At 68.6% G+C, this 13,561-nt stretch carries 9 protein-coding genes; 2 read left to right on the plus strand and 7 right to left on the minus strand.

Annotated features, from left to right (window positions below):
• Nucleotides 1–34: 34 nt before the first annotated feature.
• The 4 genes from CFB52_RS21760 to CFB52_RS21775 form a co-directional block, all read right to left on the minus strand.
• The gene (locus tag CFB52_RS21760; protein WP_099317906.1) at nucleotides 35–1,546 is read right to left on the minus strand and encodes an efflux transporter outer membrane subunit; all 1,512 of its coding nucleotides are present in this window, start codon (nucleotides 1,544–1,546) and stop codon (nucleotides 35–37) included.
• Between the two features lie 5 nt (nucleotides 1,547–1,551).
• Nucleotides 1,552–2,781, minus strand: coding sequence for an efflux RND transporter periplasmic adaptor subunit (locus CFB52_RS21765; RefSeq protein ID WP_099317403.1), 1,230 nt, complete (start codon nucleotides 2,779–2,781; stop codon nucleotides 1,552–1,554).
• Nucleotides 2,782–2,817: 36 nt separating this feature from the next.
• The gene (locus CFB52_RS21770) at nucleotides 2,818–5,985 is read right to left on the minus strand and encodes an efflux RND transporter permease subunit (RefSeq protein ID WP_099317404.1); all 3,168 of its coding nucleotides are present in this window, start codon (nucleotides 5,983–5,985) and stop codon (nucleotides 2,818–2,820) included.
• A 185-nt stretch (nucleotides 5,986–6,170) separates the two neighbouring features.
• Entirely contained in the window at nucleotides 6,171–6,914 is a 744-nt protein-coding gene (locus CFB52_RS21775; protein ID WP_099317405.1) for a Crp/Fnr family transcriptional regulator, read from the minus strand.
• A gap of 168 nt (nucleotides 6,915–7,082) precedes the next feature.
• On the opposite strand from CFB52_RS21775, the gene CFB52_RS21780 reads away from it, so the two are divergent.
• Nucleotides 7,083–8,735, plus strand: coding sequence for an acyl-CoA synthetase (locus CFB52_RS21780; protein ID WP_099317406.1), 1,653 nt, complete (start codon nucleotides 7,083–7,085; stop codon nucleotides 8,733–8,735).
• A gap of 37 nt (nucleotides 8,736–8,772) precedes the next feature.
• On the opposite strand, the gene CFB52_RS21785 is transcribed toward CFB52_RS21780, so the two are convergent.
• From CFB52_RS21785 to CFB52_RS21795, 3 genes are all read right to left on the minus strand, one after another.
• The gene (locus CFB52_RS21785; RefSeq protein ID WP_099317407.1) at nucleotides 8,773–10,755 is read right to left on the minus strand and encodes a methyl-accepting chemotaxis protein; all 1,983 of its coding nucleotides are present in this window, start codon (nucleotides 10,753–10,755) and stop codon (nucleotides 8,773–8,775) included.
• Between the two features lie 139 nt (nucleotides 10,756–10,894).
• Entirely contained in the window at nucleotides 10,895–11,326 is a 432-nt protein-coding gene (locus tag CFB52_RS21790; RefSeq protein WP_060311006.1) for a YqaA family protein, read from the minus strand.
• 75 nt (nucleotides 11,327–11,401) lie between these two features.
• Entirely contained in the window at nucleotides 11,402–12,058 is a 657-nt protein-coding gene (locus tag CFB52_RS21795; RefSeq protein WP_060967537.1) for a LysE family translocator, read from the minus strand.
• A gap of 284 nt (nucleotides 12,059–12,342) precedes the next feature.
• Between CFB52_RS21795 and CFB52_RS21800 the strand changes: the two genes are divergently transcribed.
• Nucleotides 12,343–12,825, plus strand: coding sequence for an Lrp/AsnC family transcriptional regulator (locus tag CFB52_RS21800; protein WP_006479115.1), 483 nt, complete (start codon nucleotides 12,343–12,345; stop codon nucleotides 12,823–12,825).
• Nucleotides 12,826–13,561 lie beyond the last annotated feature (736 nt).

Here is a 13,561-nt window from a genome sequence, read left to right on the forward strand (position 1 = left end):
AGGTTCGTTGTCCGCGTAACCGGTTAAGGGCAGGTCAAGGGCCGACGCCCGCGCCGCGCCGCGGGGCCGCCGACGCGACGTCGGACGGCGGGGCGCCGTTCGCCGCATCGCCGTCCCAGCCGCCGCCGAGCGCCTTCGCGAGAAACACGACGAGCGCCGCGCGCTGGCCCTGGATCTGCACGGCCTGGCGCTCGCTCGTCAGCAATTGCTGCTGGGCCGTCAGCACGTCGATGAACGGCGTCAGGCCGCCCGCGTAGCGATCCTGCGCGAGCGACACGAGCTTGCGCGCGTCGTCGACGGCGGCCGATGCCTGCTGCGCCGCCTGCACCAGCACCGACAGGCCGGTTACCGCATTCTGCACCTCCTGGAACGCGGTGAGCACGGTCTGCCGGTAGCTGGCCTGCGCGGCGACGTAGCCGGCCTGCGCGAAATCGACGCCGGCCTTCAGCTTGCCGCCTTCGAACAGCGGCTGGCTGAGCGATCCGCCGACCGACCACAGCAGCGCCGGCACGGTGAACAGGCCCGCGAAGCGCGTCGCATCCCAGCCGATGTCGGGCGACAGCGAGATGCGCGGGAAATACGCGGCGCGCGCGACGCCGATCTGCGCGTTCGCGGCGGCCATCGCGCGCTCGGCCGACGCGACGTCGGGACGCCGCTGCAGCAGGTCGCTCGGCATGCCGGTCGGCAGCGCGGGCGCGTTGATCGGCACCACGCGCGCCGGCAGCGAGAATTCGGGGGCCGGCGTGCCGACCAGCGTCGCGATCGCGGTTTCGACCTGCGCGCGCTGCTGGATCAGCAACTGCACCTGCGTGCGCGTCGCGTCGAGCTGCGCGCGCTGCTGCAGCAGGTCGAGGCCCGACACCGCGCCGAGGTCGTGGCGCGCGCTCACGTAATCGAGCGCTTTCTGCTGCAACGCGATCGAGCGCTTGACGACGTCGATCTCGGTGTCGAGTTCCCGCAACGCAAAATAGCTCGACGCGAGATCGGCGCTCAGCACGAGGCGCGCGTTCGCGAAATCGTCGCGCGCCTGCTCGCTGTTCGCCTGTGCCGATTCGACGTTGCGCCGCACGCGGCCGAACAGGTCGAGTTCGTAGCTGACCGCCGCGCCGACCTGGATCTCGTTCTGCACGGTCGACATGCTCTTCGTCGCGTAGTTGGTCTGCGGCCGGTCGGCGGAGATCTTGAAGCGCTGGCCGCTCGCGTTCAGCCCGACGGCCGGATACTGCGCGGACGCGACCGACGCGAGCGTCGCCTTCGCCTGGTCGTAGCGCGCGGCCACCGCCTTCAGGTTCTGGTTGTTGCGCAGCGCGTCGGCTTCCAGCGCGTCGAGCTGCGAGTCGCCGAACGCGGTCCACCAGGCCGGATCGAGCGGCGCGCGGGCCGGTGCGGCCGGGTGCCAGTATGCGTCGGCCGGGTCGAGCCGCCACGCGGCCGGCGTATCGACAGCCGGGCGTTGGTAGTCCTGGCCGACCGTGCAGCCGGCGAGGGCGACGGCGGCGGCCGCGACGACGGCGGCGAGCGCCGCGGGCCGCACGCGGGTGCGTATCGCACTCACGACTTCGCTCCCGCGACGGCCGAGGCCGGCTGCGCCGCCGGCGCCTGCACGACGACCCGGTCGCCAGTCGCGAGCGCGTCGCCCGGGTTCGCGACGAGGCGGTCGTTCGGCGTGATCGGCCCGTCGACTTCGAGCGTCTGGCCGATCGTGCGCACGACCGTCACCTGTTTCAGATGAACCTGGCCGTTCGCATCGACGGTCGCGACCGTCGGGCCTTCGGCGCGGAACAGCAGCGTATTGGCCGGCACCTGCAGGCGGCCGACCGGCGTCATCGGCAGCGTCGCCTGCACGTACGCGCCGGGCAGCAGTCGCCCGTCCGGGTTCGGCAGTGTGATTTCGATCTGCAGCGAACGCGTCGCGACGTCGATCGCCTCGGACGTGCGCGTGATCGTGCCGTCGAAGGTCCGACCCGGCAGTTCCGCCTGCGCGACGCTCACGTGCTGGCCAACCTTGATCTGCTGCGCATACGCCTGCGGCACTTGCACGTACAGGCGCAGCCGGTCGGCCTGCACGACCGTGAACAGCGAGCGGCCCGCGTTGCCGGAATTGACGAGGTCGCCGACGTCGATGTTGCGCTGCGTGACGATCCCGTCGATCGGCGCGACGATCCGCTGGAAGCCCTTCAATTCGGTGAGACGGCGCACGTTCGCATCGGCCGCCGCGAGATTCGCGGTGCCCTGATTGAACGCGCCTTGCCGGTCGTCGAGTTCCTGTTGCGACACGGCATCGCGCTGACGCAACTGCTGCGCGCGGTCGAACGACGTCTTCGCGAGCGCGAGCGACGCTTGCGCCTGCTGGCGCTGCGCGGTGGCCTGCGCGAGTTCCTGGTTCAGCTCGGGCGTGTCGAGTTCGGCGAGCGTTTGCCCCTGCTTCACGTGCGCGCCGATGTCGGCCTGCCAGCGCAGCACGTAGCCGCTGGCGCGCGCATAGATCGGCGACTCGACGAAGCCGCGCAGCGTGCCGGGCAGCGTCAGCTTGCCGCCGCTGGCCGCGTCGACCGGATGCACGACGCTCACATATTGGCGCGTGTTCTGCTCGGCGACCGCGTCGAGGTGATGCCGGTTCAGCACGTTGACGACGATGGTGCGCGCGGCGCCCGCCACTAGCAGCACGCCGATCACGATCAGGACGATCCGTCCGCGTCGCGACACCGACGCGCGCGCCGGCAGGTGCATGCCGTGTTCGTCCACCTGGATGCCGACGGCGCTGTGATGTTTCTCTTCCATGAATTCAACCAATTCAACCGGGTAGTGGGGCGAAAGTCAGTGTCCGGCCTGGCGCGCGCGCCGCCGGGCCAGCCGCGCATGCACGCCGCCGAACACGAGCGGCACGAACAGCAACGTCGAAACGGTCGCGAACAGCAGCCCGCCGATCACCGCGCGGCCGAGCGGCGCGTTCTGCTCGGCGCCTTCGCCGAGACCGAGCGCCATCGGCACCATCCCGATGATCATCGCGAGCGCCGTCATCAGCACCGGGCGGATCCGGGTCGCGCCGGCTTCGAGCGCGGCCGTGAGCGGCGGCGCGCCGGCCGCGAGCCGTTGCCGCGCGAACGACACGACGAGAATGCTGTTCGCGGTCGCGACGCCGACCGTCATGATCGCGCCCGTCAGCGCGGGCACGCTCAGGTGCGTGCCGGTGACGAACAGCATCCACGCGATGCCGGCGAGCGCGGCCGGCATCGCGCTGATGATGATCAGCGGGTCGAGCCACGACTGGAAATTGACGACGATCAGCAGGTAGACGAGCACGATCGCCATCGCGACGCCCGCGCCGAGGCCGAGATACGACGTGCGCATCGTCTCGATCTGGCCGCGCATCGCGAGGGCGGTGCCGCGCGGCAGCGTCGCGCGCGCGTCGGCCACGATGCGGTCGATCTCGCCCGCGACCGCGCCGAGATCGCGGCCCTCGACGCTCACGTATACGTCGATCGCCGGGCGGATGTTGTAGTGCGTGATCACGGCGGGGTTCGCGGTACTGCGCACCTGCACCAGGTTGCCGAGCAGTTGCAGCGGCGTGCCCGTGCGGCCGCTGGCGGAGATCGGCGTGCCGAGCAGATCGTCGACCGACGACAGGTTGTATTGCGGGGTCTGGATCTGCAGCGGGTACTGGACGCCGGTGCGCGGGTTGATCCAGAACGACGGCGTCGTCTGCGAGCTCCCCGACAGCGAGATCAGCATGTTCTGCGCGACGTTCTGCGCGGAGAGATTGAGCTGCTGCATGCGCGTACGGTCCATGTCGGCCAGCAGGGTCGGTTCGTCGTTGCGTTGCAGTACATGCACGTCGACGGCGCCGGGGATTTGCCTGATCTTTTTCATCAGGCCGCTCGCAATGGTCATGTTACTCGCGAGATCGTTGCCGAGCACCTGCACGTCGATCGCGGCCGGCTGCCCGAAGTTGAGGATCTGCGTGATGATGTCCGACGGCTGGAAGAAGAACTCGACGCCCGGGAAGCGCTGCGGCAGCAGCGTGCGCAGTGTCTGCACGTAGTGCCCGGTCGCGCGGTGGCCGGGCTTCAGCGCGATCAGCAGCTCGCCGTCGAGCGTGCCGATCGTGCCGGCGTTGCTGTACGACAGGTTGATGCCGCTCACCGGCAGGCCGAGGTTGTCGACGATCGCGCCGAGCTCGTCGGGCGGCACGGTTTCTCGGATCACGCCTTCGACCTGGTCGGCAAGGCGCGCGGTTTCCTCGATCCGGTAGCCGGTCGGCGCGCGCACGTGCAGCCGGAGGTTGCCGGAATCGGCGTTCGGGAAGAAGTCGCGGCCGAGCACGAATACGAGGCCCGTCGACAGCACGCAGAAGCCGAGGAAGCACAGCGCGTAGAAGCGGCGGCGCACGAGCAGGATGCTCAGCAGCACGATGTACCACGCGCGCAGCCGTTCGAACGCGTGGTTGAACGCGTGATGGATGCGCGCGAAGCGCGACGTCGAAGGGCCGGGGCCGGTGCTCGCCTGCTGCGGGCGGAACAGCAGCATCGCGAGCGTCGGCACCAGCGTGCGCGACAGCACGTACGACGCGAGCATCGCGAATACCACGGCTTCCGCGAGCGGCACGAACAGGAAGCGCGCGACGCCGGTCAGGAAGAACATCGGCACGAACACGATGCAGATGCACAGCGTCGACACGAGCGCGGGTACCGCGATCTCGCCCGCGCCTTCGAGAATCGCTTCGTGCAGGTTCGTACCGAGATGCAAATGCCGCTCGATGTTCTCGATCGTGACGGTCGCATCGTCGACGAGAATGCCGACCGCGAGCGCGAGCCCGCCGAGCGTCATGATGTTGATGGTCTCGCCGAGCGCGGACAGCGCGATCAGCGACGTGAAGATCGACAGCGGGATCGAGATTGCAATGATCAGCGTGCTGCGCCAGTTGCCGAGGAACAGCAGGATCATCATCGCGGTCAGCACGGCGGCGATCAGCGCCTCATGGATCACGCCCTGGACGGCTGCGTTGACGAACACCGACTGGTCGAACAGCGGCGTGATCGTGAGCCCCTCGGGCAGCGTCGGGATCACCTTCGGCAGCAGCGCCTTCAGGTCGGACACGACCTTGAGCGTCGACGCGTCGCCGCTTTTCAGGATCGAGATCAGCACGCCGCGCTGGCCGTTCTGGCGCACGACGTTGGTCTGCGGCGCGAAGCCGTCGCGCACCGCCGCGACCTCGCGCAGGTAGGTCGTCGCGCCGTTGATCGTCTGGACCGGCAGGTTGCCGATGTCGGCAACCGTATCGGCCGACGCGTTCGTGTCGATCCGGTATTCGGTCTGGCCCATCTTCGCGGTGCCGGTCGGCAGCACGAGGTTCTGCGCGTTGACCGCGTTGACGATGTCGGCCGGCGTGAGGCCCTTCGCCTGCAGCGCCTGCGGGTCGAGGTCGATCGCGACCACGCGCGTGCGGCCGCCGTACGGGAACGGAATCTGCACGCCGGGCACGGTGATCAGCTGCGGGCGCAGGAAGTTGAGCGCGATGTCGGCGAGCGACTGCTCGCTGAGCGTCTTGCTCGACAGCCCGAGCTGGATCACCGGAATGCTCGACGCGGAATAGGTGATGACGAGCGGCGGCGTCGCGCCCTGCGGCATCTGCCGCACGATCGCCTGCGCGGACGACACCGTCTGCGCGATCGCTGTCTGCACGTTCGCGCCCGGTTGCAGGAACACCTTGACGACCGCGATGCCGGGCAACGACGTCGATTCGACGTGCTGGATATTGTTGACGGTCGTCGTCAGGATCCGTTCATGCACCGACGTGATGCGGTTCGTCATCTCCGTCGCGGAGAAGCCGTTGTAATTCCAGATCACGCTGATCACGGGGATGTTGATCGCGGGCAGCACGTCGACCGGTGTGCGCATCAGCGCCAGCGGGGTGGCCAGCACGATCATGATGGCCATGACGATGAACGTGTAGGGGCGCCTGAGCGCGAGATTGACGATCCACATGGAGGCGGCGGGACAGGCGGTGATCGGGCGGCGGTGAAGGGAACCCGAATGATAGGCGTCGGCCCGCAACGGGTTACTGTCGCGAAACTGGCGGAATTGTCAGGTTGGGGCGTGGCGGCCGTCGGCCGATTCCGCAGGCGGAATGCGTGGCCGCGATGGCGACGGTTCCGCGCATCGGGCGGCGCTCACAGCTGCTCCATGCCGAAACGCGCGAGCGCATCGAGATCGACGACGTCGATCTGGTTGTACGCGAGCCGCAGCGCGCCGAGCTTCTCGAGCTGCTGCAGCGCCTGGTTGATCCGCTGGCGCGACACGCCGACCAGCATCCCCAGTTCCTCCTGCGAGATCGACAGCGACGGGCCGGTATCCGGATACAGCGCGGGGTTGAAGAGCTGCGCGAGCGCCTGCGCGACGCGCGCGTCGACGTCGAGCAGCCGGCTGTTCTGGATCGATGCGATGAATTCGCCCATCCGGTTGTTCAACTGATGAATCACGAAGCGCGTGAACGGCAGGCTCGTGTCGAGCAGCGCATGGAACGTGTCGACCGGCACGAACAGCACGGTCGAGCGCTGGATCGCGACGACCTCGTATTTGCGTAGCTCGCGCTTGATCACGCTGCCTTCGCCGAACCAGCCGCCCGACGGCACGCCGGAGAACGTGCAGCCGCGCCCCGACACGTTGAAGATCGCAAGCTTCAGCAGCCCCCGATGGACGCCGATCCAGTATTCGGACGGCGCGAGCCGGTGCGCGATCACGTCGCCGGCGTCGCACTGCGCGACGTGCGACTGGGCCAGCACGAGCGCCTGGTGTTCGGGCGCCAGCGTGCGGAACCACGCGCACTGGCCGAACAGCGTCGCCAGCGGCGGCAACGGGCCCGGTTCGGGAAGCGTGTCGGCCGGGGCGGCGGCCGCGTCGAGGTGGTCGTGCATGGATGCGGGTTTGCGAGGATAGGGATAACGCGCAGCGCTCGCGCGGCACTCTGTCGTTTCGATGACAGACGGCTCACAATAGCGCCCGTTAGGCTGTCGGCAATTGAACCACATCAAAACGATCCGGGGTGCATGCGCCCCGGTCGACAGAACACGGGAGACAGGATCATGACGCAGATGTTCGAGGCCGGGCTCGGCCGCCGCGACGCCAACTACGTACCGCTCACGCCGATCGATTTCCTGATCCGCGCGGCCGAAGTCTACGGCGAGCGCCTCGCGATCGTGCACGGCGACGTGCGGCGCACGTGGGGCGAAACCTGCACGCGCGCGAAGCAACTGGCGAGCGCGCTCGCGCAGGCCGGCGTCGGGCGCGGCGACACGGTCGCGGCGCTGCTGCCGAACATCCCGGCGATGGTCGAGGCGCACTTCGGCGTGCCGATGGCCGGCGCCGTGCTGAACACGATCAACACGCGGCTCGACGTATCGTCGGTGCTGTTCATGCTGCGTCACGGCGAGGCGAAGGTGCTGATCGTCGACACCGAATATGCGGAGGTCGCGCATCGCGCGGCGCTCGAGGTGCCGGGCCTGAAGATCGTCAGCGTGGCCGACGCGATGCCGGCCGACCCCGAACGTTTCGCGGGCGCGACCGACTACGAGGCGTTCGTGGCCGGCGGCGACCCCGACCATGCATGGACGCCGCCCGCCGACGAATGGGAGGCGATCGCGCTGAACTACACGTCCGGCACGACGGGCGACCCGAAGGGCGTCGTCTACCACCATCGCGGCGCGTATCTCGCGGCGATCAGCAACATCCTCGAATGGGACATGCCGAAGCACGCGGTGTATCTGTGGACGCTGCCGATGTTCCACTGCAACGGCTGGTGTTTTCCGTGGGCCATCGCGGCGCGCGCGGGCGTGAACGTGTGCCTGCGCAAGTTCGACGCGAAGACCGTGTTCGACCCGATCCGCCGCGAGCGCGTCACGCATTACTGCGGCGCGCCGATCGTGCAGAGCGCGATCGCGAACGCGCCGGCCGAGCTGCGCGAAGGCATCGACCACACGGTGCACGCGATGGTCGCGGGCGCGGCGCCCGCGCCGGCCGTGATCGCCAAGATGAAGGAGATCGGCTTCGACCTGCTGCACGTGTACGGGCTGACCGAGGTCTACGGCCCGGCGACCGTCTGCGCGAAGCAGGCGCACTGGGATGCGCTGCCCGACGAGGAACGCGCACGGCTCAATGCGCGCCAGGGCGTGCGCTACCACCTCGAAGCGGGCGCGACGGTGCTCGACCCCGACACGATGACGCCGGTGCCGCCCGACGGCGAGACGCTCGGCGAGATCATGTTCCGCGGCAACATCTGCATGAAGGGCTACCTGAAGAACCCGAAGGCGACCGACGAGGCGTTCCACGGCGGCTGGTTCCATACCGGCGATCTCGCGGTGCTGATGCCGGACGGCTATATCCGGATCAAGGATCGCAAGAAGGACATCATCATCTCGGGCGGAGAGAACATCTCGAGCATCGAGGTCGAGGACGCGCTGTACCGGCATCCGGCCGTGGCCGTGGCGGCCGTCGTCGCGATGCCCGACCCGAAATGGGGCGAGGTGCCGTGCGCGTTCGTCGAGCTGCGCGAAGGCGCGAGCGCGACCGAGGCGGAAATCGTCGCGCACTGCCGGCAACTGCTCGCGGGCTTCAAGGTGCCGAAGGCCGTGCGCTTCGGCGAGCTGCCGAAGACCTCGACCGGCAAGATCCAGAAGTTCCAGTTGCGTCACGCGGTCGGCTCGAACACGGCGATCGACCTGGCGGGCGACAAGAAGTAGGCAGCGCACCCGGCCGTGGCCGATCATCGGGCGTCGGTCACGCGCCGCGTTCGAGCCGGAACACGCTGACGGCGTCCGACAGTTGCGCGGCCTGCTCGCGCAGCGCGACGGCCGCGCGCTCGGCATCCGAAATCAGCGTCGCATTCTGCTGCGTCGCTTCGCCGATCTGCGTGACGGCCAGGTTCACCTGCTCGATGCCGGTCGATTGCTCGCGCGACGCGGCGCTGATCTCGCCGATCAGCGTGCGCACCTGGTCGACCCGCGCGACGATGTCGCGCATCGTGCCGCGCGCGGCGTCCGCGATCCGGTAACCCTGTTCGACGGTCGTCGACGATTCGGCGCTCAGCGCGTCGATCTCCTTGACCGCGGCCGCGCTGCGCTGCGCGAGCGCGCGCACCTCGGCCGCGACCACCGCGAAGCCCTTGCCGTGCTCGCCGGCGCGGGCGGCCTCGACGGCCGCGTTCAGCGCGAGGATGTTGGTCTGGAACGCGATGCCTTCGATCGCGCCGGTGATCTCCGCGATCCGGCGCGTCGCGCGGCCGATGTCGTCCATCGTCGCGACCACGCGCTGCACCGCGGCGTCGCCGTTCGTCGCGGCGGCCGATGCGTCCGCGACCAGCGCGTTGGCTTGCGCCGCATGCTCGGCGCTCTGCTGCACGGCGGCGGTGATCTGCTCCATGCTCGCGGCCGTCTGCTCGACGCTGCTCGCCTGCGTCGCGATTCGCGCGGCGATGTCGCTGCTGCCGGCCGCGATGCCGACCGTGCCGTGCGCGATGTCGGCCGCGCCGTTGCGCACCTGCGCGACGATTCGCGCGAGGCCGTCGCCGATCCCGTCGACCGCCTGCACGAGCCGGCCGATCTCGTCGTTGCCCGCGCTGCCGTGCGCGGCCGCGCCGTCGCGGATGCGCACGCTGAGATCGCCCGCCGCATAGCGCTCGGACGCGCGGGCGGCGGCTTCCAGCGGCCGGCTCACGACGCGTCGCACGACGATGACGAACAGCATCGCGAACGCCGCGACGAGCGCGGCGCCGATCATCAGGAAGCGGTTGCGGGTGGCGCGCATCGTGGCGAGCAGTTCGTCGTCGAGCGCGATGCCGCCGACGAGCCATTGCCACTGCGGAATCGTCGTGAAGGATACGAATTTCGCGGTCGGCCCGGCGTCGTGCGCGGCCGGGTCGGTCGACGTGTACGCGAGCCGGCCCTGGGCCGCCGCGAGCATCTGCGCGTAGGGCGCGCGCGTGTCGTCGGCCCGTTGGCCCGCCGCGTCGGGATGCACGACGAAGGTGCCGCGCGACGGCCCCTGCGATGCGTCGAGCACGAAGTAGTAGCCGTTGTCGCCGATCTTCAGCGCGCGGATGCCGTCTTCGACGAGCTTGAGCTCGGCGCCGATGTCGAGGCCGACGAACAGCGCGCCGATCACGCGGCCGCTTACGTCGGTCACCGGCTTGTACTGCGTGATGTACGGCCGGCCGAACAGCTTCGCGAGGCCCGTGTAGCTGCGCCCGGCGACGAGCGGCGCATATGCGGGGCCGGCGCGGTCGAGCTTCGTGCCGACGGCGCGCGCGCCGTCCTGCTTCTTCAGCGACGTCGTGATGCGCACGAAATCGTCGCCGTCGCGCGCGAAGATCGTCGCGATCGCGCCGCTTTTCTTCAGGAACTGGTCGGGAATCGAGTAGTCGAGGTCGAGCGGCTGGCCACCCGCGAGCAGCGTCGGCGCGGCGACGCCGCCGATATCGACGGTGCGCGCCGGGTCGAGCGAGAAATCGGCCGGCAGGAAGCTCGCGAACAACGACATCGAGCGGTTGGCTTCGGCGCTCAGTGCCTTGTCGAACAGGTCGACCATCGCGCGGATCGACTGCTCCTTGTCGTCGATCCGCTGATGCGCTTCGTCGGCGAGCTGCTGGCCGGCGAAATGGGCGAGCGTCCACGCGAACACGGTAAACAGCAGGGCGACGAGCGCGCACGCCAGCGCGGCCAGACGCGCGCCGACGCTCACTCGGCCCGATTGGGTCATTCTCATGAGACATCCTGAGTGGGAGTGAGAGGAGGCGGAACGCACGCGTCACCGCTTGTGGACCCGTTAATACGGCAACTTTCGCGAAATCTTTAGCGGGCGTCGCGGATCACGGGCCCGCAGGCAGGAGAGGGGGAGGCGGAGATCAGTGCGTGACGACCCACGCGACGGCCAGATAGCGGCCGACCTTCGCGATCGTCACGATGACGAGAAAGGTCGGCAGCGGCTCGCGCAGCACGCCGGCGATCATCGTCAGCGGATCGCCGATCACCGGCGCCCAGCTCAGCAGCAGCGACCAGCGGCCGTAGCGTGCATACCAGCGCTCGGCGCGCGCGAGCGCGGACGGCTTGACCGGAAACCAGCGGCGCTCGCGGAAGTGCTCGATGCCGCGCCCGAGCGCCCAGTTGATCGCCGAGCCGGCGACATTGCCGATGCTCGCGACCAGCACCAGCGCCCATACGGGTTCGCGCCCGGCGAGCAGCAGGCCGGCGAGCACGGCTTCGGACTGGAGGGGAAACAGGGTCGCGGCGACCATCGACACGGCGAACAGGCCGCCGTAAGTGAGCAATTCGGACATCGCGCGATTGTACTGGCGGCGTCGCCGCCGGTGCGGGGTGTCGCGGTCGCGTGGAAACGAACGCGTCGGCGGTTCTCAGTTCCAGCCGACCATGATCGCGCCCATCCCGACGAGCAGCCCGCCCGTCACGCGGTTCATCGCGCGCATCCGCGCCGGCCGCTGCAACGCGCGGCTCAGCCGGTGCGAGAACAGCGCCATCGACGCGACGCCGCCCGCGAACAGCAGCGCGAACGTCGCGGCGAGCAGCAGGTATTGAAGGTTCAGGCTCCAGTCGGCGTTCGGGCTGATGAACTGCGGAAAGAACGACGGAAAGAACAGCAGCGTCTTCGGGTTCAGCCCGGAAGTCGCGACGCCGCGCCAGAACAGCGCGCGCCCGCTGTCGGTGTCCGGCGCGGCGCTTGCCGTTGCGGCGCCGGTGTCGGCCGGTGCCGCGGCTGCGCCGGCCGGCGTGCGGCTCAGCCATTGCTTGCCGCCGAGCCAGACGAGATATGCGGCGCCGGCCCAGCGCAGCACGGTCAGCGCATGTTCGTCGAGGTGGACCAGCGAATTCAGGCACAGCGCGGTCAGCGCGAGTTGCAGCAGCACGGCGAGCGTGCCGCCCCAGACGCACGGCAGCGCGCGGCGCCAGCCGGTGCGCAGCGCCTGATTCATCGTGAGCAGGTTGACGGGGCCGGGCGCGTAGATGAGGACGACGGAAGCAGCAAGGAACGACAGATAAAGCTTGAACGACATGACGGACGGGCAGGAACGGGGAAGCAGGCACCGGCCCCGCACGCGGTCGGATAGGCGTGCGGGCGGCGGGGAATCGCATGCCTGCCGGCCGGCGCCGCAACTCGTGATTGCGGCCGTGCGTCCCGCTGCGACGGGTGATCGCGGGGAGCGTGCCGGGCAGCAGGCATGGAGAAAATGTATCAAGCGGCCCGGTTAAGAGGCTTCCTGTTTTCCAGCAAAACGGCGCTGAAACCGGAATGGCGTTCAGATAGAATCGGGTTTTTCAGTAGAAGATTCTTCTCGTCATGGCTACCCGCGAACGCACGCCGAAAACGCTCGACAATCAGGACCGCAAGATCCTGGGTGCATTGCAGAAAAATGCGCGCCTGTCGAATGCCGAACTCGCCGAACAGATCGGCATGTCGACCACCGCCTGCTGGAACCGCACGCGGCAACTCGAACTCGACGGCTATATCGACGGCTATGTCGCGCTGGTCAACCAGCGCAAGCTCGGCTACGCGGACATCGTGATCCTCGAAGTCACGCTCGATCGCCACGAGGACGACGCGCTGGCGCGCTTCGGCGCCGAACTGGCGGCGCTGCCGGAGGTGCTCGAGGCGTATCTCGTGTCGGGCGAATACGACTACTGGATCAAGGTGGCGGTGGACGGCACGGCCGGCTACGAACGCTTTCTGCGGGAAAAGCTGTACCGGATTTCGAGCATCCGGCATAGCCGCTCGATGTTCGCGCTGCGGTGCATGAAGGACGTGCCTTCGATTCAGGTGTGACGGGGAATTGCTGGCGAGGCCGTCGTCGCGGCGGGCGGCGATGCGGCGCGGCGCTTGCGCGGAGGAAACCGGCGCAGGGCCGACAGGGAAGGCTCGCCGGGGAAAGGGCCCGCGGATACACGAAAACGGATGAATCTTCCGTCCGCGATGGCCGGGCACAATCGCGCGCCGGCGGGGAATGGTTTCTCGCCGAAGCGACCGGTTTACACCAATCCGCGCCGATAACGGATGAATCGGCGCCGGTATCGGCCTGAAACACGGCCTCTCAAGACGATCTCGAAACGCTCGCCGCGCGGTGAGCGTGTTCGGCAGGGCGCGCCCGGCCTCTTGCTACACGACCGGCGCGGCAACAGCCGCTGCCGGCGTGCGTCAGCGCAAGCGAATCAGGCGGCCGGCGCTCCGGCGGCCGGCAATCCGGCTGCCCGCTCAGCGCGGCAGGCGCGCGTGTGCTTCAGCGATGACTTCGCAGTTCTCGAGGTGCAGCGCCCAGGCCTCTGCCAGCAGCTCGCCAACGCGTGCGAGCCAGCCAGTGGATTGGGTGGAACGATCGGAGACATTAGACGTTTGCATGACGAAGCCCCATATAGGTGGCGAGTTAGGGATAACCCTAATCATAGCGAAACGTCACCGCCTTGTGAAATTCGATTTCGTTATATGAGAATTTCTGACAGTTTATGTTGCTGCTGCGCAACATGAATATCGGCTGCCCGGGCGTATCGGATAGGCGTGACGAGGC

This window comes from Burkholderia sp. AU18528, from assembly GCF_002223215.2.
GTDB lineage: Bacteria > Pseudomonadota > Gammaproteobacteria > Burkholderiales > Burkholderiaceae > Burkholderia > Burkholderia semiarida.

What these genes read in the sequence shown, in the direction of transcription:
- CFB52_RS21765 (WP_099317403.1), bottom strand. Translation starts at nt 2,781, where the DNA reads ATGGAAGAGAAACATCACAGCGCCGTCGGCATCCAGGTGGACGAACAC.
- CFB52_RS21770 (WP_099317404.1), bottom strand. Translation starts at nt 5,985, where the DNA reads ATGTGGATCGTCAATCTCGCGCTCAGGCGCCCCTACACGTTCATCGTC.
- CFB52_RS21775 (WP_099317405.1), bottom strand. Translation starts at nt 6,914, where the DNA reads ATGCACGACCACCTCGACGCGGCCGCCGCCCCGGCCGACACGCTTCCC.
- CFB52_RS21780 (WP_099317406.1), top strand. Translation starts at nt 7,083, where the DNA reads ATGACGCAGATGTTCGAGGCCGGGCTCGGCCGCCGCGACGCCAACTAC.
- CFB52_RS21785 (WP_099317407.1), bottom strand. Translation starts at nt 10,755, where the DNA reads ATGAGAATGACCCAATCGGGCCGAGTGAGCGTCGGCGCGCGTCTGGCC.
- CFB52_RS21790 (WP_060311006.1), bottom strand. Translation starts at nt 11,326, where the DNA reads ATGTCCGAATTGCTCACTTACGGCGGCCTGTTCGCCGTGTCGATGGTC.
- CFB52_RS21795 (WP_060967537.1), bottom strand. Translation starts at nt 12,058, where the DNA reads ATGTCGTTCAAGCTTTATCTGTCGTTCCTTGCTGCTTCCGTCGTCCTC.
- CFB52_RS21800 (WP_006479115.1), top strand. Translation starts at nt 12,343, where the DNA reads ATGGCTACCCGCGAACGCACGCCGAAAACGCTCGACAATCAGGACCGC.